15 protein-coding genes are annotated in these 20202 nt (G+C 62.3%); 7 read left to right on the forward strand and 8 right to left on the reverse strand.

Features of this window, described 5'->3' with window-relative positions:
• Window positions 1-24 precede the first annotated feature (24 nt).
• Window positions 25-750 carry a FadR/GntR family transcriptional regulator gene (locus NRB16_RS01790; protein WP_045492423.1) on the reverse strand — a complete coding sequence of 242 codons (726 nt, stop codon included), beginning with the start codon at window positions 748-750 and terminating at the stop codon, window positions 25-27.
• A 149-nt stretch (window positions 751-899) separates the two neighbouring features.
• Between NRB16_RS01790 and NRB16_RS01795 the strand changes: the two genes are divergently transcribed.
• The 4 genes from NRB16_RS01795 (at window position 900) to NRB16_RS01810 (ending at window position 6240) form a co-directional block, all read left to right on the forward strand.
• Complete coding sequence (locus tag NRB16_RS01795; RefSeq protein WP_045494978.1) at window positions 900-1634, forward strand: FadR/GntR family transcriptional regulator; 735 nt, start codon at window positions 900-902, stop codon at window positions 1632-1634.
• 737 nt (window positions 1635-2371) lie between these two features.
• Window positions 2372-2896 carry an RNA polymerase sigma factor gene (locus NRB16_RS01800; RefSeq protein WP_045492420.1) on the forward strand — a complete coding sequence of 175 codons (525 nt, stop codon included), beginning with the start codon at window positions 2372-2374 and terminating at the stop codon, window positions 2894-2896.
• A complete protein-coding gene (locus NRB16_RS01805; RefSeq protein ID WP_257105314.1) occupies window positions 2893-3732 on the forward strand; it encodes a FecR family protein in 840 nt (279 codons plus the stop codon). The genes NRB16_RS01800 and NRB16_RS01805 overlap by 4 nt, the downstream gene beginning before the upstream one ends.
• A 120-nt stretch (window positions 3733-3852) precedes the next feature.
• Entirely contained in the window at window positions 3853-6240 is a 2388-nt protein-coding gene (locus NRB16_RS01810; protein WP_257105402.1) for a TonB-dependent receptor, read from the forward strand.
• On the opposite strand, the gene NRB16_RS01815 is transcribed toward NRB16_RS01810, so the two are convergent.
• Genes NRB16_RS01815 through NRB16_RS01825 form a run of 3 tightly spaced genes read right to left on the reverse strand, consistent with a single transcriptional unit; the run spans window position 6231 to window position 12862 of the window.
• A complete protein-coding gene (locus tag NRB16_RS01815) occupies window positions 6231-7157 on the reverse strand; it encodes an ATP-binding cassette domain-containing protein (RefSeq protein WP_257105315.1) in 927 nt (308 codons plus the stop codon). The genes NRB16_RS01810 and NRB16_RS01815 overlap by 10 nt on opposite strands.
• A complete protein-coding gene (locus NRB16_RS01820; RefSeq protein ID WP_257105316.1) occupies window positions 7154-9973 on the reverse strand; it encodes a M16 family metallopeptidase in 2820 nt (939 codons plus the stop codon). Before NRB16_RS01820 ends, NRB16_RS01815 begins: the two co-directional genes overlap by 4 nt.
• 60 nt (window positions 9974-10033) lie before the next feature.
• Entirely contained in the window at window positions 10034-12862 is a 2829-nt protein-coding gene (locus NRB16_RS01825) for a TonB-dependent receptor (RefSeq protein ID WP_257105317.1), read from the reverse strand.
• Window positions 12863-13081: 219 nt separating this feature from the next.
• On the opposite strand from NRB16_RS01825, the gene NRB16_RS01830 reads away from it, so the two are divergent.
• On the forward strand, window positions 13082-15106 hold the full coding sequence (locus NRB16_RS01830) for an ATP-binding protein (RefSeq protein ID WP_257105318.1): 2025 nt from the start codon (window positions 13082-13084) through the stop codon (window positions 15104-15106).
• Window positions 15107-15172: 66 nt separating this feature from the next.
• On the forward strand, window positions 15173-16654 hold the full coding sequence (locus NRB16_RS01835) for an MFS transporter (RefSeq protein ID WP_257105319.1): 1482 nt from the start codon (window positions 15173-15175) through the stop codon (window positions 16652-16654).
• A 1-nt stretch (window position 16655) separates the two neighbouring features.
• Here the strand turns inward: NRB16_RS01835 and NRB16_RS01840 are convergent, their stop codons facing one another.
• The gene (locus tag NRB16_RS01840; protein WP_257105320.1) at window positions 16656-17195 is read right to left on the reverse strand and encodes a hypothetical protein; all 540 of its coding nucleotides are present in this window, start codon (window positions 17193-17195) and stop codon (window positions 16656-16658) included.
• A gap of 116 nt (window positions 17196-17311) precedes the next feature.
• On the opposite strand from NRB16_RS01840, the gene NRB16_RS01845 reads away from it, so the two are divergent.
• Window positions 17312-17461, forward strand: a complete 150-nt coding sequence (locus NRB16_RS01845) for a hypothetical protein (protein WP_257105321.1) — start codon at window positions 17312-17314, stop codon at window positions 17459-17461.
• A gap of 5 nt (window positions 17462-17466) precedes the next feature.
• Here NRB16_RS01845 and NRB16_RS01850 read toward each other — a convergent pair whose 3' ends face one another.
• Genes NRB16_RS01850 through NRB16_RS01860 form a run of 3 tightly spaced genes read right to left on the reverse strand, consistent with a single transcriptional unit; the run spans window position 17467 to window position 20034 of the window.
• Window positions 17467-17925, reverse strand: a complete 459-nt coding sequence (locus NRB16_RS01850) for a DUF411 domain-containing protein (protein ID WP_045492406.1) — start codon at window positions 17923-17925, stop codon at window positions 17467-17469.
• A complete protein-coding gene (locus NRB16_RS01855; RefSeq protein ID WP_253117962.1) occupies window positions 17903-19363 on the reverse strand; it encodes a heavy metal sensor histidine kinase in 1461 nt (486 codons plus the stop codon). The genes NRB16_RS01850 and NRB16_RS01855 overlap by 23 nt, the downstream gene beginning before the upstream one ends.
• Window positions 19360-20034: a heavy metal response regulator transcription factor gene (locus NRB16_RS01860; RefSeq protein ID WP_045492402.1), complete on the reverse strand. Its 675-nt coding sequence runs from the start codon at window positions 20032-20034 to the stop codon at window positions 19360-19362. The genes NRB16_RS01855 and NRB16_RS01860 overlap by 4 nt, the downstream gene beginning before the upstream one ends.
• Between the last annotated feature and the right edge of the window lie 168 nt (window positions 20035-20202).

Below are 20202 nucleotides of genomic sequence, written 5' to 3' on the forward strand. Positions count from 1 at the left end.
GCCAGTGAGTGGCTAATGGGCAGCCTAATGTTTGCCCGACACCCGCAGCAGGCCGTTGCGCAAATGCAGGCGCATCGCGGCCCTGGCGGCTTCCGGGTCTTGCAGGGCAATGGCGCTGTAGATCTGCTCTTGCTCGCGGGTCTGGGCGCCGGGGTCGCCGCTGTCAGCCGCGACCGGCAGATTGCCGAAACCGACGCCGACACGTGGCAGGATACTGCTGCCCAGCTGGTTCATCACATCAATGAAAAAGCTGTTGTCGGTGCACAGCGCGATGCTGCGATGAAACTCATGGTCGGCCTTTACCGTGTCTGCGCCACGCGCGGCGCAGTTCTGCAGGTCGCTGAGCGCCTGTTCGATGTTCGCCAACTGTTCGGTGCTGCGCCGCCGGGCAGCGAGCGCGGCGGCTTCAGGCTCCAGGCTCAGGCGCAGTTCAAGAATGGCGGTCGCATCCTGAGGGCTGCCGGCGGCCTGTGGTGGCGCGTCGGCCAGCGCGCTGCGCGGGGCAGTGGCATCGACCACGAACGTGCCAATACCGTGGCGGGTTTCTACCAGCCCTTCGGCCTGCAAGCGTGCCATGGCTTCGCGCACTACCGTGCGGCTGACCCCGTTTTCGCGGGTGAGGACTTGCTCGGTAGGCAGCTTTTCGCCGCTCTGGATCTCGCCTTCGCGGATTTTGCGGGAAAACTCGGCAACCAGTTGCTGGGTCAGGTTTTTCTTGCGCTGCCCTGGAGGCGAAGAAGAGTGGTCCATGTCTATGGGTCGGATCCTGTAGGGGAGCGGATTATAACCGCACTGATGAGGTATTTTAGCTAAATGAAGGACCGGTGGTCTGACGACCTTTTCACATGTTTGCCAGCATGCCGGCCTATACTCGCGCATTCGACAAAAACGAGGCTGCAATGTCCGACAACCTCCTGATCTCGCAAAAGAACCATCGCCGCCTGGCCGAAAGCCTGGTAGACCGCTTCGCCCAGCGGATGCGCAGCGGCGAACTGCAGCGTGGGGAAAAACTGCCCGCCGAAGTCCATATCATGCAGGCCGAAGGTGTCAGTCGCACGGTGGTGCGTGATGCCCTGTCGCGCCTGCAGGCCGCCGGGCTGGTCGAAACCCGGCACGGGGTCGGGACCTTTGTCCTGGACATGCCGGCCCCGGAAGGCTTCAGCGTGGGGCCGGCGACCATCGCCACCCTGGCTGACGTACTCAACCTTCTGGAGTTTCGCCTCAGCCTTGAAGTCGAAGCCGCCGGCATGGCTGCCGAGCGGCGCAGCCCCGAGGACCTGCAGGAGCTCAAACGCGCCTTCGACGCCTTGCTCGAAGGTCCGGAGAAATCCGGCAGCACCATCAATGCCGACTTCCAGTTCCATCTGAAAATCGCCAAGGCCAGCGGCAATGTTTACCTGATCGACATCATGAAGCACCTGGGCACCAAGCTGATTCCGCGAACCCGGATGAACTCCGCCTACACCGGGCAAAGCGACCGGCGTGCGTACCTGCAGGGGATCAACGATGAGCATCGGCAAATCTTTGATGCCATCGCCAACAGCGATGCCGATGCCGCCCGTGCGGCGATGTACCTGCATTTGAACAACAGCCGCATGAGGCTGCGCAGGACTCAGGCGCAGTACGCGCCTTAAGCGGCTGCACACCACGCCTGACAGGGCAGGCTGCTGCTGGTGGTGCTGGAGGGTGCCTCTAAAAACGAGGGTGCCTCTAAAAACCTGGGCGAGGCAGCCAGCGCAGCGATGGCGCGCGTAGCGCCGCAGGCGTCCAGCCAGCAGGTAGTTTTTAGAGGTGCGGTGGGTAAAGCGAGCAAAAACAGCCTGGATAGCGTCGCCACTACTGATCCGCTGTGACGGGTGCGAGGAGGCACCCGACTGCTCGAAAAGGAAACAGGTCCACGTGAGACGAGCCGGGGCCGCGCAGGAGCGATCGCGAGTACAGGCATGACGCTGCGAAAAATGCATTGCTCGATGTAGATGCGGGTGAGGGGCATGGTGGCCTGCTTGTAATTATTGAGGGCCTTGCAACGTAGGTTGTCATACAACGTGGGCCGATTATTCGGGTCTTAAAGGGGATATGTCAACTCATGTTGTGTGATGACATTTGTAATAATCTATTTTTTCTCGCTGTGAATATGCTTTTTTCGTCGCTTGGGCGGAGAAAAAGGGATAAAGATCTCGTGATTGTATGATGACTTTTAAAGGTGAAAGGCTCTGGCGCGGCCTGCGAGGCTGTCGGGCGGTGTCTTGGCTCATCAGAGCCAGCGCGCCACACAAGGTTTTGCGGTGGCGATTACAAATCGCTACTAAAGCTTCAATTGAAAAGAGTTCTCACTTATATTTGCGAGCCGTTCACTGCGTGGCTTGCGATTGTGTCCCGTACACCGACCCCATCGACTCTGGTTGCCTGGCTGGTTCATCACTATGACGATCTGGTGGATTCGCTGCGCCGCCGTTTCGGTGACCGGCATGCGGCGCGTGAAGTGGTCCACGATGTGTGCCTGCAACTGCTCGAAGCGCCAGAAAAGGACGGCGTCAAAGTGCCCTTGGCGTTGTTGCGCAAGATCACCCATGACCGCGCTGTCAGCCACTATCGCAGCGAGCGCCGGCGCCAGGCGTGGGTCGACGACCAGGCGCAGTTGCCCGACATTCACAGCCAGGCGCCAGGGCCGGAGCGTCACCATGCGGCAGGTGTCGAACTGGAACAGCTGTGCGCCGCCATCGAACGCTTGCCGCTGCGTTGCCAGCAGGTGTTCGTGATGCACAAACTCCATGAGCTGTCGCAGCAGGAAGTGGCCGAGCGGATGGGGATCTCCGTCAAGGCGGTGGAAAAGCATCTCAAGGTGGGCATGCGCAAGTGCCTGCAATGGCTGGACCAGACGAGCGTCTCTTCATGACCCGACCCGTGTCGCAACACGTTGAACCGACGGCTGCCGAGCACGCCATCGCCCGCCACCGCGAGCAACTCAAGCAGCGTTTCCCGCTGCCTTCACCGGTGAAGAAAAACCGCCGGCCGGCGCCCGCCACCCTTGGCATCGGCTTGATGATCCTCGGTCTGGCCGCCGGTCTGTGGTGGCTGGACCCGGCCTATCGCACCGAGCAGTACGCCACTGCCCGTGGCCAGGTGCAGCGCCTGGCACTGGCCGATGGTAGCGTCGTGACCCTTGATGGCGCCAGCCAGGTCACGGTGGGCTGGCATCTGCGCAGCCGCCGTGTGCAGCTGCTGGCCGGTCAGGCGCTGTTCGAGGTCGCGCCGGCCACTTACCGGCCATTCCAGACACAGGCCGGTGCCGCGCAGATCAGCGTGCTGGGCACCCGTTACAACGTCAGCCGGCATGGCGATGATGCGCGTGTCAGCGTTGAGCAGGGCAAGGTCAGGGTGGCAGGCGCAGACAGCGCCGTGGCACTGGTGGCGGGCCAGCAGATGCTGGTCAGCCATGGCCGGGTCACCGCACCCGGCGCAGTCGATGTCCAGGGAGTCGGCGCCTGGACTGAAGGCCGGTTGGTGTTTGATCGCACGCCGCTGGGCGAAGTGCTCGATGCCATTGAACGCCACACTGGCTTGCCAATTGCGCTTGGCGACCCGGGCCTGGCGCAACTGCCGGTCACCGGCAGCTTCGACAGCCAACGGCTGGACTACCTGCTGAGCCTGCTGCCCAAGGTTCTGCCGGTCGAGCTGAGCCGCGCCGCCGATGGCTCGCCAGTGCTGAACCGCCGCGCTGTGAAAAAATAAATCCGTTGCAGGTAGGGTTGCGTGCCTGCTGTGGCGGCTGTCTTCAGGAACCCTGTCTTTTCTGGAGAAGCCCCTGTGACCACCCCGACCCTGCGTCTTTCCCTGTTGGCCAGCAGCCTGATGCTTGGCTTGTCGTCGTTGGCCCAGGCTGGCGAGCCGCTCAGCTTCGACCTGCCGGCCGCCTCGCTGGAGCAGTCGCTCAACGCTCTGGCCCGCCAGTCCAGTGCCCAGATCGTGTTGTCCAGCGACGTGGTCAGCGGTCGGCAGGCCGCCGCCTTGCGCGGGCGCTACACCACTGCCCAGGCCCTGCAGCAGTTGCTCGGTGACAGCGGCCTTGAGGCCCGCCAGCAGGATGACAACACCTACATCGTGGTGCCGGCTCAAGCATCTGCCGCGCTGCCTGGCGCACCCTCGGCCACCCGCCAGGTCGAGCTTGCCCCGCTGGAGGTCACTTCCTCGCGCACCGCCAGCCAGCTGGTGCCTCAGGCCCGGCAGGTCAACGTCATTGAGGGTGAGCAATTACAGACCTTGCGCCACGGCAGCGACAACCTGGCCGGTGTCCTGGCCAAGAGCATTCCCGGCATGGCCGACTCCAGCCGGACCATCACCGATTACGGCCAGACCTTGCGAGGCCGGACCATGCTGGTCCTGGTCGATGGTGTGCCGCTCAATACCAACCGTGATTCTTCGCGCAACCTTGCCAGCCTTGACCCGGCACTGATCGAGCGGGTCGAGGTCATTCATGGCAGCAGCGCGATCTACGGCGCCGGTGCCACTGGCGGGATCGTCAATATCACCACTCGCCCGGCCGGTGGCGAGCCCCGTGCGCAGACCACCCTGAGTGGCAACGCTTCGCTGAGCCAGCTTGACAAAGACAGCCTGGGCGGCGAATTGCAGCACCATGTCGCCGGTTCCCAGGGCGTGGTCGATTACGCTCTGGACTTTGGTACCCGGCATATCGGTGGCGCCTTCGATGCCAACGGCCGGCGAATCGCACCGGAGCCGAGCCAGGGCGATCTGTTTGACTCCAATGCCTGGAACATCGGCGGCAAACTGGGCCTGCGTCTGGACGAGCAGCAGCGTTTGCAACTTGCGGTCAGCCATTACCACGCTGAGCAGGACAGTGACTACGGTTCCGATCCATCGGTGGCGGCATTACCGCCAGGCTCGGTGCCGGCCCGGTTGCTCGATGGCCTGCGGCTCGATGAGCAGAACCAGATCCGCAACACCCTGGCCAACCTCAGCTATGAGCATGATGACCTGTGGGGCTCCAGGCTGGCGGCGCAAGTCTATTACCGCGACTACTACACCCGCTTCACCCCCTTCGATGCACGGGCGGTGGCGACCCGTGGGCGGTTTGTCGACCAAGTGATGCAGAACAGTGAGATCTTCGGCAGCCGCCTGACCCTGCGCACCCCGCTGGGTGAAAGCACCGAACTGGTCTGGGGCGCTGACCTCAACCATGAGCGCAGCGACATGCCGCTGGATATCTTTGACGCGGCCGCCTATGACGCCAGCGGCGCGCGACATTTCGACAAGCTCGGCCGGCTGACCTACATGCCTGACCTGACCACCATCAGTACCGGCGCGTTTGCTCAGTTGCAGCACCGCTTCAATGACCAATGGTCCATCGATGGCGGCTTGCGTTACGAGTACGCCACCGCCGAGTTCAGTGATTTCATACCGCTCTCGGAAATCCGCAATGCCAGCCCGGCCAGCATCGATGGCGGCAAGATTCGTTATGACGACCTGCTGGGCAACCTCGGGGTGGTCTATTCGCCGGTCGCCGGCCAGGAAATCTACGCCGCGTTCAGCCAGGGCTTCCAGTTGCCGGATATCGGGGTGCAGATGCGCAACGCCCGGCGCGGTTTCGATATCAGTGCTTCCGATCTGGAGCCGGTCAAGACCAACAATTATGAACTGGGCTGGCGTGGCGCGCTGGGCAGCCAGACCCTGGCGTCGCTGGCGCTGTTCTATACCACCTCGAAACTCGGCGATGTGCAGAGCTTCAACAATGGTCTGATCCTGACCCGCACCAAAGAGCGTATCCATGGTGTTGAGGCCAGCGCCGACTGGCTGGCCAGCGATGAGGTCTGGGGTGTGGGCGGCACCTTTACCTGGATGAAGGGCCGCGAGCAGCCGGCCAACGGCGACTGGCAGGACATGACCGGCTACCGGGTGCCGCCGGTCAAGCTGACCGCCTACGTGCAGTACCAGCCAGGCGAGGCATGGAGCAATCGCTTGCAGGCCACCTACATCGGCAGCCAAGACTATCGCCTCAACGGTCAGGCCAGCTTTGGCCGTCGTGAGGTGGACAGCTACACCACAGTCGACCTGATCAGCCGTTACAAACTCAGCCCGGACGATCAGATCAGCGTTGGCATCCAGAACCTGTTCAACCGTGACTACTACCCGCTGTACAGCCAGTTGATGCGCAGCAGCAACAACACCAGCCACCTGCCAGCACCGGGTACGGTGCTGACCGTTGGCTACAGCCATCAGTGGTAGGCCGGCGCTGGCTGCGAACTGGATTGGCCCTGTAAGGCAACGGTGCGGGTGAATAACCGGGCCACGCCGGGCTGATGGCTGATGCCGACCACCAGCGTGTCGGGCAGTGCCTGGCGCAGGGTGGTCAGCAACTGGCAGGCCGCTGGCTCGTCAAGCTGGCTGGTGGCTTCGTCAAGGTACAGGGTCTGGGGGGCGTAGAGCAGGGCGCGGGCGATGCCCAGGCGTTGCTGTTCGCCGCCTGACAGTTCCCGGCCCCATTGGGCCTGCTCACCGAGGCGCTCGCTGAGTTGATTCAGACCGACCAGTCGCAATACCTCGATCAGGCGCTCGTCGGCCGGGCAGTCGCTGGCCGGGTAGGCCAGCAACTGACGCAGCGGCAACGGCGGCAGGTAGGGCTGCTGCGGCAGTAACAGGCTGCTGCCGCCAGGCAGTTGCCAGCGGCCGCGGTACCAGGGCCACAAACCTTGCAGGGTGCGCAGCAAGGTGGATTTGCCCAGCCCGCTGCGGCCTTCCAGACGCAGCCACTGGCCGGGGCCGGCGACCAGATTGAGGTTGTTCAGCAACGACCGGCCATCGGGCAGTTGCACGCTCAGGTTGTCCAGCCGCAGCACTGCGCCGCGTGGGCAATCGCAGCTCTGACCGCGGGTCGCGTCGATGGCTTGCTGAAACTGGCCCACTGCAATCACGTACAGGCCGATGTACAGGCTGTATTGCAGCATCAGCCCGTACAGCGCTGCGGTGTTGAACTCGCCCAGCGCATCGTAGAAGGTCTTGCTCCAGGCGTTGATCCACAGGTTGATCTGCACCACCATCAGGCCCAGGCCTATCACGCTGAGCAACAGCACCCATGACAGCCACTGACGGCGGTCCAGCCAGTAGGGGCGCGCCAGCGTCCAAAAGGTGCACAGGGTCTTCATCGCCCGGCCACCCCGGCAGGTGCCGGATTCAGGCGCAGCAGCACCATATTGCGCTCATCGAACAACTGCCCGGCCAGACGCTTGAGGTCGGCGTGGGTCAGGGCTTCGGGCAGTTGCTGTTGCTGGCTCAGGTAGCGCGGGTCGCCCCACTGTTGATCGCTGAGAATCAGCCGGCGCAACTGGGTCTGGGCGTCACTGCGCCGGGCACGTTCGTCGCGCAGCAGGGCATTGCGTAATCTGGTCACTGCCTGGCGGTCCAGGTTGTCGGGCAGGCGGGTCAGGGTCTGGCGCGCCAGCTGCCATAATTCGTCGGCCCGCGCCGGGTCGGTGTAGAAGTTAAGCCGGGTTTCAATACGTTGGCTGCGCGGGTTCAGGCTGGTTTCGAAGGTCAGCGAATAGACGCCCGTTGCTTCACTGCGCAGCTGCTGCTTGAGCACTGCCTGGGCCAGGGTTTGCAGGGCCGAGATGCGTGCGGCGTCCTCCGGTGTCCAGGGTTGTTCGCGGTAGCTGTAGGCCTGCCATTGGGTGCGTGGCTCGATACCGATGTCCAGGGTTTTGACGTGTCGGCCGCTGCGCTGCCTGAACGGCTGGCTGTGCAGCGCGGCGCCGCGCGGGATACTGGCCAGGTGTTGCTCGACCAGCAGCTGCAAGACCGCAGCATCGACACCGGCCAACAGGTAATGGGTGACCGGCGCCTGGGTCAGGCGCTGCCAGTCGCTGGCAAGCTGCTCGGCACTGAGCTGCTCCAGCTCGCTGACAGTGGGCACTTGTTCGTGCCCGGCAGCGTGGCGCAGAGCATTGAGGGTCTGTTGCTGCTGAGCGCGAACGCTCTCGCGTTTGGGCGTCGCCTGGTCCATCAGTTGTTCACGAGGCTGTTGCAACGCTTGTTCATCGACCACCAGCGCAGCCTGGCTCAGGTGGTAACTGTGCAGCATGGCCTGCAAACGCTCGGCGGCCGGCAGGTCTTTGGCTTGTTCCAGGGTCGAGACCTTGACCTGCCAATGATCGGCGGCCTGTTCATGAGTCAACTGAATGCCCTGTTCACGCTGCCAGCGCTTGAACTGCACCTGGCTCCAGCCCTGCGGTGCTTGTTGCTGGCCCAGTTGGGCCGCCACCTGACTGCGCCAGCCCGGAATCTCTCCAGTGTGAAACCCAGCGTCCGACATGGCCTGCATGAGCATACCGCCGTCGGCGGCAGCCTGTTTGAGCCAGACCAGCCGGTCGCCGTTGCTCAGCTGCCAGTACTCGACGTTTTCTGCGTCATAACGGCGTTGCTCGACAACCTTGCCGCTGGCGCCGACCGCCGGCAGGGCCGGCAGTGCGGCCTGCACTTCATGGGTCTGGGCCGGCAGCGGTTGCGGTGCCTGGAGTGTGCTCTTGCGCACGTCGGCCAGCAGCGCCTGCACCTCGGCCTGGCCTGGCAGCGGCAGGTTCTGGTCGGCGGGTGCGGTCAACTGCAGTACCCGGTCGGCGCTGTCGGTCCAGCGCTTGAAGCGCTGATTGAGGTCATCGAGGCTGACGGTGTCGAGCATCGTCAGGTACTGCCGGGCAATCTGGTGCTTGTCCATCACCAGGCGGTCCTGGATCGCCGCGTCGTTGAGGTGGTTGACCCACTGCTCGAAACTGCGCTGCGGGTCGTTGCGCAGCATGCCCTGGGCAATTTCGCGGATGCGGCTCTTTTCGCGCTGCATGTCCGCCTCAAACAGGCCGAAACGGCGCAGGCGCTCGATTTCACTTAACAGCTGACGCAGGGCGTTGTCATGGCCCTGAGCCTCGACGCCGGCGGCGATGCCCAGCACGCTGGAGTATTCGCCGATCTGGTTCTTCTGCACGCTGAGGCTGCGTACCCCCGCATCACGTGGCTGGCGGCGCAACTGGTCGACCAGCACCGCCAGGGTCAGGCGGTCGACCAGCCGCTCGCGTGCGCCGCTATGGGTTATTGCGCGGCTGCCTGGTTCATGCAGGCGAAACAGTAGGGCCAGCTGATTGCTGCCGCTCTGGCTGTCTTGCAGGCGCACGATCTTCAGTTGCTCGTCCAGCGTCAGTTCGCGCCAGGTTCGGTCAGGCAATGGCACCGATGCAGCGTTGCCGAACCAGTGCTTGATACGTGCGGGCAGGGCGGCCGGGTCGATATCACCGACGATGGTCAGAATCATGTTGTTGGGCGCATACCAGCGCTGCTGGAAGGCCTTGAGCTGCTCCAGGCTGGCGCTGCGGATCGCCGCTTCGTTGCCGATGGTGCGATGCTGCGGGTAGCGCGAGCCGATGCGCTGGGCAGCGGTGCGCTGATCGTTCATGCGTTGCGCCACGCCCAGGCCGCCGCGCCATTCTTCAATGACGATGGGCCGTTCGCGGTCCAGATCGGCCGCGTTGTAATCGGCTGCCAGGCTCAGGGTGGCCAGCGCCTGGAGGGCCTGTTCGGTTTGCGCCGCGCCGCCGCTTGGGCTGAGCAGGTACTGGGTGCGGTCGTAGCTGGTGACGGCATTGTAATGGCGGCCCGAGACCCAGCCCCATTGGCTCATGCGCTGGCGAATGTCGTCAGTGGCGTTGCCGTGGTTATAGAAATTCAGATGCTCGACCAGGTGCGCAACACCGACCTGCCGGGCGCTTTCATCCACAGAGCCGGCGCGCACGGTCAGGCGCACATCAATACGCCCCGGTTGCGAGGTCTCGCGCACCAGGCGGTATTCCAGGCCGTTGGGCAACTGGCCGCGTACCACACGTGGGTCCCAGGTCTGCGCCTGGTCGTCCACCGCAAGCCGGGCGCAGCCGCCCAGCAACAGCAAGCCGCACAGGCTCGCGATTGTTGTTTTCATCAGGTTATTTCCAGTCTTGGCAGGGGCTTTGCGCCCCTGCTTGGGCAAAGGGTCGGGCGATCAGAAGCGGTAGCCGACCTCAAGCCAGTATTGGCGGCCGACTTCATAGGTGGTCTTGGCGGACGACCCGCTGCTGATAATCGGGTTGACCTTGTCGGTCACGTTGGTGATGTCCACCGCCATGAACAGCGCCTGGTCCTTGCCGGTAGGCAGCTCCCAGTCCACTCGCATGTCCCAGGTCGGGGCGGCTTTGACGCGGGCGGTTTCGAACAGCTGGTACGCTTGCCCGTCGACCGTGACATCGTCGCCGGTGGCGATCAGTTGGTCGTAGGCCCCCCGGTAACGCAGGAAGTTGCTCCACGTCAGGTTCAATTGCGGGATTTCGGTGATCGCGGTCAGGCGCGCACTCCACGGCCGGTTGAAGTTGTTGGCCGGCAGATCGATATAGTCGATCACTCGGCCTTCATACATCACCTTGTCGTTATCTAGCAGTTCGGCGGTAATTGCGTCGTCGTAGTTGCCGTAGGCATCTCGGGTGCGCTGCCAGTTCAAGGCCAGTTGCAGGCTGGTGCTGCTGCCCAGCCATTTGAGCTCTTCAAGGGGCGTGACCGTCAGCGTCACGTTGTCGCTTTTGCTTGACCCTTCGTTGGTGTAACTGAAGTAGTTGGTGTCATAGCCCGGTTCGGCAGGCACGCCCAGCACGCGCCCATAGGCCCGGTTGATCTTGTCTTTACCCTCGCGATACACGTATTTGAGGCTGAACTGGCTGTTCAGCCACCGTTGTTCAAGACCCAGCGTCAGTTCATCGTCATAGGGAATATCCAGGGTCGAGAATTTGCTCAGGTTCTGTGACCGAGTACCTGTCCAGGTGCCGGTCTGGCTGTTGCGTGCCCAGCTGGTTTGCAGGGCGCCGCGTCCGTCAGCCAGGCGATACTTGTAAAGGTTACGGCCGTAATAGCGGTTGGCGCCAAATACCAGCACGCTGCTGCGGTCCCCGAAGATGTCGTAGTCGCCGGAAAAGCGCGGTGCAATGGTCTTCTTCTCCATGTAGTCGTCACCTTCCAGGCGCACACCGGGGCGCAGGGTCAGGTCACCGATCGAGAATGTGTCTTGCATGAACAGCGCATACTTGTTTTCGCTGATTTCAATCTTGCCAGCGCTGTAATCCACCCTGCGGGTGGCGTACTGTCTGGTATTTGCGTTGATCAGGCGGCCAATCGAGCACAGGCTATCGTTATTGTCGCAACGGGTGCCGTTATCGCGAATCAGCGTGCCGACGGACATGGCGTCATTGAGACGCTCCCAGGTCGCGGTCTGGTGTGACAGGTCGATGCCCACCGTGAGGTGATGCTCCAGCCCGGCGAACTCCAGCGGTTGCCAGTCGACCTTGGAGGTCCAGGTAGCGCCACGCTGGGTCTGATCGACATCGCCATAATTGCCTTCGGCACTGCGGGCGGTATTGCTGTCGGGGTTGCCCCAGTTTTTCACGTCCGAGTAGTACCAGTTGATGTAGTAATCGGAATCGGAGTCGCGCGAGCTGGTGACATTGGTCAACGCCAGCTTGTTGGTCCAGGTGAAGGTGTCGTCGCTCCAGACCGATTTCAGGCTGCCTTGCCAGCCGCCGCTTTCATTGACGAAGCCGCCATTGATACGGTTGGCAAAGAAGTAATAGTTCTCCTGCGGGGCGTAGGTCAGCGAGGTATCGAGGCTCAGCCGGTCGCTGACGTTCCAGTAAGTCTTGATCAGGTAGTTGTCGATGCGCCGGGTCTGATCCTGATTGGCCATCGCGGTACTGCTGCTGTAGCCGTTGTCATTGGCGTTCAGGCCAATGGTCGAGCGCTTTTGCGAGAAGTTCACGATGGCACCGAAGTCATCGGTGAGGTGTCCTTCCAGCGTGCCGCGCACGGTGGTTTTTTCGAAGTCTGGCTGATACTGCTCGTCGGTCGAGTAGGCGAAATTTTCCCGGTCGGCCTCGTTGATATGGTAACGGGTCCACTGCGAGCGGGTCATCGAGGCCGAGAGTTTGCCGTGCAGTTGACGGCTCGGTTTGCGGGTAATGGCATCGATCACACCGCCGTTGAAACCGCCATATTCGGCGGGGACGTTGCTGTCGTAAACCCGCACCTCTTCAAGCAGGTCAGCGTCCAGGGCAATGCCATGGGAGCGGCTGGGCGGTGAATCGAATTGGCGGATCGAGCCGTAACTGTGTTCACCGGGATCCAGATCGTTATTGATCGAGATCCCGTCGATCATGAAGTTGTTCTGGTAGTACTTGGCACCATTGATGCTGATATCGGCCGGGTCGATTTCACCGGGGGCATTGGAGCTTTGCTGGGCATTATTGAACTGCACGCTGGGGTGCATGCGCAGCAATGTGGTGATATCGCCGTTGGCACCGGGAAAGGCCTTGATCGCCTTGCGGTTGATCACCGTCTCACCCTGAAAGGCGTTGTCTTGCGGGGTGCCGAGTACCACGGTGCTGTTAAGCTCCATGGGCGCATCGAACCGTGCGCTGGGCTCCAGGCTGAACACCAGCGTACCGTGCTCAAAGCGCCAGCCAATCGCGCTGCCACGCAGCAGCTTTTGCAGGGCCTGTTCGGCGCTCATCTCACCGACTACCGACTGGCTGTAGCGCTGGCCGAACAGGGCCGGGTCCATCGTGACTTGCAAGCCGCTCTGTTGACCGAAGCTGATCAGCGCGCTGGCCAGCTCCTGCACCGAGATGTCGAAGCTGTGCCGGGCCTGCAGCATGGGCTCGCGGGCTGCCTGGCCGGGTGCGGCTGCCAGGTACTGGCTGCTCACGGCCAGGCACAGCCCCAGTGCGCCAGTGCTAAAGTGCTTGCGTATCGCCAGGGCCAGACGCTGGGCTGGCTGATAAGTCGGTTTCATCCGATGTCCCCACAGGCTCCGGAGAGCCTTGTTTTGCTGAATGAGAATTGATCTCGTCGTTGGTGCGAGGCAAAGGACGGTGCAGCGAAAAGAATTTTCAGAAAAAACTGAAAATATTTTCAGTACGCGTTCAACCAATCGGTTTTTTCCTGATCGAATAGCCAGCCAAAAGGGCGGCATCATTGATTTTTGAGGTGCAGTGCATGGAGGACCTCTCGCTTGGTCTGTGAAACCGGACAGGCTCCGCGCCTGTTGATCTGTGCCCCTGACCCGGTCGAGGCAGCCGACCTGCGCACGCTGTTTGCCGAGCGTTATGAGCTGGAGCTGCACGACAGTGCCGCTGCGGCGGCCGCGCGGATCGGTGTCGGGACCGGTGTGCTGTTGCTCAGCGAACAGGCATTACAGGGCGATGTGGCAGCCCTCGCGGCGGCCCTGCAAGGCCAGCCCGACTGGTCGGAAATTCCGGTCATCCTGCTCTCGTCTGGCAAATCGGCCACATTGCTTGATCTGCCGGCCTGGATCGCCAATGCGATGGTGATCGAGCGTCCGCTGAGCCTGGTGACCCTGCGCAGCGTAGTGGCCGCCGCCTGGCGCGGCCGCGAGCGGCAATACCAGATGCGTGATCGCCTGGCAGAGCTGGCCGGTGAGCGTGGGCGCCTGCATACGCTGCTGGAGAACATCCCGGTCGGGGTCTGTTTCATGGACGCGCAAGGCCAGAGCCTGATCCGCAACCCGCTGTATCACCGCTATGTACCTGATGACGTTATCCCGTCACGTTCGGCGAAAAACGCCGTGCGTTGGCTGGGTTTCGACGCCGCCGGCCGACGTATCGAACCGCAGATGTTCCCTGGCGCCCAGGCCCTGCGCGGCGTGCCGGTCAACGGCATCGATTTTCGTCACACTCTGGAAGATGGCAGCGAATCGTGGATGCGGGTCAGCGCCATTCCGCTGTATGGCGAGGCGCGGCAGATCATCGGTGCGGCCTCGGTGATTGTCGATATCAACGCGCAAAAGCAGGCCGAACTGGCCCTGCGGCGCTTCAACGATGAACTGGAAATCCAGGTTCAGGCCCGCACGGTGGCGCTCAACAACGCCATCGAACAACTCAAGGCCGAGAGCGGCGAGCGCGCCAAGGCCGAAGAGCAACTGCGCCAGTCGCTGAAAATGGAAGCGGTCGGCCAGTTGACTGGCGGTATCGCCCACGACTTCAACAACATGCTCACCGGGGTCATCAGTGCCCTGGACCTGATTCGTCTACGGCTGGGCAAGGGCCGGATTGACGGCGTCGAGCGCTTCATGGACGCCGCCTACGACTCTGCGCAGCGTGCAGCCTCCCTGACCCAGCGGCTGCTGGCGTTCTCCAGGCGGCAATCGCTGGATGCCAAACCCCTGCAGGTCAATGCCCTGATCATCGCCCTGCGGCAATTACTGCAAGGCATGCTGACCGAACAGACACGGGTCGATTTCCAGTTGTGCAGTGAAGATCCCTGGGTGCTGGCCGATGCCAACCAGCTGGAAAATGCCGTGCTCAACCTGGTGATCAACGCCCGCGATGCGATGCCCCACGGTGGCCTGTTAAGCATCGCGACCCAACTGTCCGAGGGTGAGGTGCGCATTGAAATAAGCGACACCGGCGTGGGCATCCCCAAGCGCTTGCTCGACAAAGTACTGGAGCCGTTTTTCACCACCAAACCCATCGGTCAGGGCACCGGGCTGGGGCTGTCGATGGTCTACGGCTTCGCCACCCAGAGCCGTGGTCGGCTGGTCATCGACAGTCACGAGGGCCAGGGCACCCGGGTAACGATAAGTCTGCCGCAATGCCCCAATCATGAACCGCAAAGCGAGGTACTGAGCAGCGTGGCGGTGCCTGGCCATGGCCAGACCATTCTGCTGGTCGAAGACGACGACTCGGTGCGCCTGATCAATCAGGAAGTTTTGCAGGAGCTGGGTTATCAGGTGGTGGTCGCGCAGCATGCTGAGGAGGCCTTGCGCCTGCTCGACAGCATGACGGCGCTGGACCTGCTGATCACTGACGTTGGCCTGCCGGGCATGAATGGCCGGCAACTGGCGGAAATCATCCAGCAGTTGCATGCCCGATTGCCCGTGCTGTTTCTCACCGGTTACGCCGAAAGCGCGATCAATCGCAGCGATTTTCTCGGCCTGCACATGCAACTGTTGAGCAAACCCTTCAGCCTCGACCTGCTGGCGAGCCGCGTCGCACAGATGCTTGAGCGCAGCCGTTGAACCTTTGCTGAACCCTGCCAAGGGTTGTGAATCACAGGTGGAGGTCGATCACCAATGAGTTACCCGATGAGCCAGGGAAGCAACGGGCAGGGCAGCGCTGGAGTGTCTGAACACAATCAGGCGCTAATCCACGAGACGGACCTGCCGGCGCGCCTGGACCGGTTGCCCTGGAGCCGTTTTCACAGCTTGCTGGTGCTGGCTCTGGGTATCACCTGGCTGCTCGATGGGCTGGAGGTGACGTTGGCCGGCTCGGTGGCCGGCGCCCTGAAAGACAGCCCCGTGCTGCAAATGAGCAACGCCGACATTGGCCTGGCGGGGGCTGTGTACATTGCCGGTGCGGTGCTTGGGGCGTTGTTTTTTGGCTGGCTCACCGACCGCCTGGGCCGGCGCAAGCTATTCTTCATCACCCTGTTTGTGTACATCGGCGCCACCGCAGCCACGGCATTTGCCTGGAATTTGTGGAGCTTTCTGTTGTTTCGCTTTCTGACCGGCGCGGGGATCGGCGGCGAATACACGGCCATCAATTCGACCATCCAGGAATTCACGCCGGCGCGCTTTCGCGGCTGGGTCGACCTGACCATCAACGGCACCTTCTGGATTGGCGCAGCACTGGGCGCGGCAGGTTCGATCGTGTTGCTCGACCCTGATTTTGTCGGCAGCGAAACTGGCTGGCGGCTGTGTTTCGGGATCGGCGCGATACTGGGGCTGTTGATTGTGTTCATGCGCCTGTGGATTCCGGAAAGCCCGCGCTGGCTGTTGATTCATAATCAGCCCGAAGCCGCGCGGCGCATTGTCGAGACCATTGAACGCCGCTACCACGAGCGCGGCATCGCTTTGCCGCCGCCGCAGGGCAAGCCGCTGCGCCTGCGGGCGCGTGACCATACGCCACTCAAGGAAGTGTTCAGTAGCCTGTTTGTGGTGCACCGCGTACGAGCGGTGGTGGGGATGAGTCTGCTTACCGCCCAGGCGTTTTTCTACAACGCGATCTTCTTCACTTACGCGCTGGTGCTCACCGATTTTTACCAGGTACCCTCGGCGCAGGTCGGCTGGTACGTGCTGCCGTTTGCACTGGGCAATTTCTGCGGCCCGCTGCTGCTGGGCCGGCTGTTCGACGTGCTGGGGCGGCGAATCATGATCAGCGCCACCTATTTCATTTCCGGTGCCTTGCTGGCTGTCAGCGGTTACCTGTTCGAGCAGGGCGCCCTGGATGTGATCGAACAGACCATCGCCTGGATGGTGATCTTTTTCTTTGCCTCAGCAGCCGCCAGTTCGGCCTACCTCACCGTAGCAGAAACCTTCCCGCTGGAAATCCGCGCCCTGGCGATTGCCGTGTTCTACGCCTTCGGCACCGGGCTGGGCGGCATCAGCGGCCCGACCCTGTTCGGCGCCCTGATCGAAACGGGCGAGCGCAGCCATGTGCTGGTCGGCTACCTGATCGGCGCCGGTCTGATGATCATGGCCGCGCTGGTCCAGGCGATCTGGGGCGTGGCGGCAGAGCGCAAGTCGCTGGAGCAGGTGGCGCGGCCCTTATCGCAGGCTGGTGACTGACTCACGCCTTTGCGCTGAAGCCGTTCCAGCCGCGTGAAGACGACTTCCTCTTCGGGGGCTCACTGGCTGCACCCGGCTGTTGTCGGGCAAAGTCTTCGAGATTGAGCAGGGCATGGACCGTGGCGATGTAATCGGGCACCACATGAAAGGCATAGTCATTGCCCTGCTTGCCGGCCTTTTTGAGGCTGTCGATCCGCGCCGCGAAGTAATCCAGCGCGTTGATCTTCACATCCGGCGCGGTCTGGTTACCGTACGCGTCCAGACTGGTGCCTGCGGTCAGCATCAGGTTGGCAGTGACCTTGTCGATCAGGCCAAGAGCGTAGAGATTCTTGCTGACCAGCCCCAGTTCGACAGGGGTGATCGACTTTACATCGAACATCGCAAAGCTCTTGCCCAGTTGCTTCTGTTGCAGGACCTGGGTATTGAGCACACCGTGCTTCTTGCCGATCTCGGTCAACACCTGTTGAGTCACGAAGTTCTGGTTGGTCCTTTTAAGGGTTTTCGGTCTGATATCGGCTGTGAGCTGGAACAGCTTGGCCATCCTGCATCTCCGCGGTCCGTTGGTAGAAGCGGGGCGCTGGACAGACTGTAGCCCCGAGTGGCAACGGTAAAGCGGTAGTGCCCGGTCGGGCTGACCCGCCCAGAAATGGTTGTGGCATGAGGGTCAGCCACTGTAGCTGCCTGAAGGAAAATGGCAGGTATGGCTGGTTCAGACTCGCCGGCAAAGCGACGCTGGCGTTCGCAGGGCTGTTGCTGGCAGCGGCGAGTCTGGCGGCGCTCAACGATCTGCGCCTGCACTTCGGTTGAAGGGGTCAGCGCCCCGGATACTCTGCCACCACCGGCCGCTCACCTGACGCCGTAACCCCGATCACCTGATAGGCGTCCTGGCGGTCGCCGTGTTCCATGCCCGGCGAACCGATGGGCATGCCCGGTACGGCGATGCCGAGCAGTTCCGGGCGTTTGTTCAGGTCGATGATCTGTGTGGCCGGTACATGGCCTTCGACGAATTTGCCGTCGATCACACCGGTATGGCACGAGCCCAGCCCGTGGGGGACCCCGAGGCGTTGTTTGACGGCCGCCATATCGGTTTCGACGTGATCATTGACGCTAAAACCGTTGTCTTGCAGGTGCTTGATCCATTGTTTGCAGCAGCCGCAGTTGGCGTCGCGATGCACGTCGATGGTCGGTGCAGCCTGAGCCAGGGCCGCGCTGGCGGCGAAGGTGGTCAGCAGCAGGGTGCGCAGCGGTTTAGTCAGGTTCGCCAATTGCATAAGTCTTGCCCGTGGTGGTCGTTGAATTCAGGCGCGCAGCGCCATGGGGGAAAATCAGGCTGAAGGTGGTCAGGCCGCCCGGTTCACTGGTCACCGTCACCTCACCTTCGTGGATCTGCATGATCGAGCGCACGATGGCCAGCCCCAGGCCGGTACCGCCCTGGTGGCGGGCGCGGCTGGCGTGAACCCGGTAGAAACGGTCGAACAAGCGTGGCAGGTGTTCGGCGGCAATCCCTTCACCGGCGTTACTGATGGCGAGGCTGGCCTGTTCGCTGTGCACCGACAACAGCAACGTTACCCGGGTTCCTGGCGGCGCATGGCGGATAGCGTTGGACAGCAGGTTGGAGATTGCCCGCTGGATCATCAGCCGGTCGCCCCGAGTACAGGCAGTGCCGTTGACCTGCAGCTTGATATCGCGTTCTTCGGCGGTCAGCTCGAACAGCTCGACGACTTTGTCGGCTTCTTCGCGCAGGTTGACCGGGTCAGTTGCCAGCGCTGCAACGGGTTGGTTGATGCTGGCCAGAAACAGCATCTGGCTGACCATGCGCGACAGGCGTTCGAGTTCTTCGGTGCATGACTCCAGCGCCTGTTTGTAGTCTTCTGCAGGACGTTCGCGAGACAGCGTGACTTGCGCCTTGCCCATCAGGTTATTGATCGGCGAGCGCAGTTCGTGAGCCAAATCGTCGGAAAACTGCGCCAGCTGGCTGATGTCGTCATCCAGACGCTGGAGCATTACGTTGATCGCCCGGGCCAGTCCCTGAAGCTCATCAGGTAAGCCGCTGCTGGTCAGGCGCTGCGACAGGTCGCGTGCCGAGACCTGGGCAGCGACTTTGCCAAAGGCCTTGAGCGGGCGCAGCGAGCGGCGCACCACCCACCAGGCACCCCCGCCGACCAGCAAAAATATCACTGGCAAGGCGATCAGGGTCGATTGCACGTAGGCGCGCAGCAGTTCGTCGTCATCCTTACGGTCCAGTGTCAGCACGGCCAGCACCTGCTGGCCGCTGCGCAACTGCATCGGGCTGGCGGCGACCAGCAGCCCATGGCCGGTGTCGCTGCGCAACGCTTGAAAATCCTGCGCCTGGTCATTGAACAACGACTCCGGTAGCGGCGCACCTTCATCCTTGCCGATCACCAGCAGGCGCCGACGCGGTACGCTGGCGTCGAGCAGGGTCAGGGTGAAATTGTCATGGCCGACAATCTGGTCGCGCAGGTTGTGCGAGTTCAGCGATCGGTCATTGCCCGACCAGGAACTCTCGGTCAGGCTGTGCCGGATCTGGCGCAGCTTGTCGGTCAGTTCGTTCTGCGCACGAATGTCCAGTTGCCGGGAAATGGTCAGGCAGGAAAACGTCGCCATGCCCAGCACCAGCAACGCACACAGGGCGCTGACGGTCAGACCCAGGCGCATGGAAAGCCGCATGGTGGGGCGTGCCAGGGTCATTGCCGGGCTTCCAGCACATAACCCACGCCGCGCAGGGTGTGGATCAGCTTGCAGTCAAAGGGGTCGTCGATCTTGGCCCGCAGGCGGCGGATCGAGACCTCCACCACGTTGGTGTCGCAGTCGAAATTCATGTCCCAGACCTGAGAGATGATCCGCGTGCGCGACAACACTTCGCCGCTGTGGCGCATCAGCAGGTGCAGCAGGGCGAATTCCTTGGTGGTCAGGTCAATGCGTCGGTTGCCGCGAAATGCCCGGTGCCGGCCATGGTCCAGTTCCAGATCGGCGATGCGCAATACACTGGGCAGGCCGGGTTGATCGCTGCGTCGCAGCAGGGTCCGCACCCGGGCGAGCAGCTCGGGAAACTCGAAGGGCTTGACCAGATAATCGTCGGCGCCCATGTCCAGGCCTTTGACCCGGTCTTCGAGGCGCCCGCGGGCGGTGACCATCATCACCCGGGTATGGCTGCTGGCACGAATCGCTGCCAGCACTTCCCAGCCTTCGAGCTGCGGCAGGTTGACGTCGAGGATGATCAGCTCGTAATCCTGGGTACGCGCCAGATGCAGGCCATCGATGCCGGTGCCGGCGACGTCCACCACGTAACCGCTTTCGGTCAGGCCCTGATGCATGTATTCAGCGGTTTTGGGTTCGTCGTCGACAACCAGGATACGCATCGAATAGGTTCCTCGTAGGACCGGCTTGAGCCGGGAAGCTCAGCGCAGGGTAAAAAGCTGCCGCACTGTAATACAGATCGCTGGCCATTTCGGCCGGATAACAGAATTGTAATTTTCCGGCAATCTTGTCGATAACGCCGCTTTTCTACAGTCCCCCGCATTCCTTTT

It is taken from the genome of Pseudomonas sp. LJDD11 (genome assembly GCF_024584215.1).
Lineage (GTDB): Bacteria > Pseudomonadota > Gammaproteobacteria > Pseudomonadales > Pseudomonadaceae > Aquipseudomonas.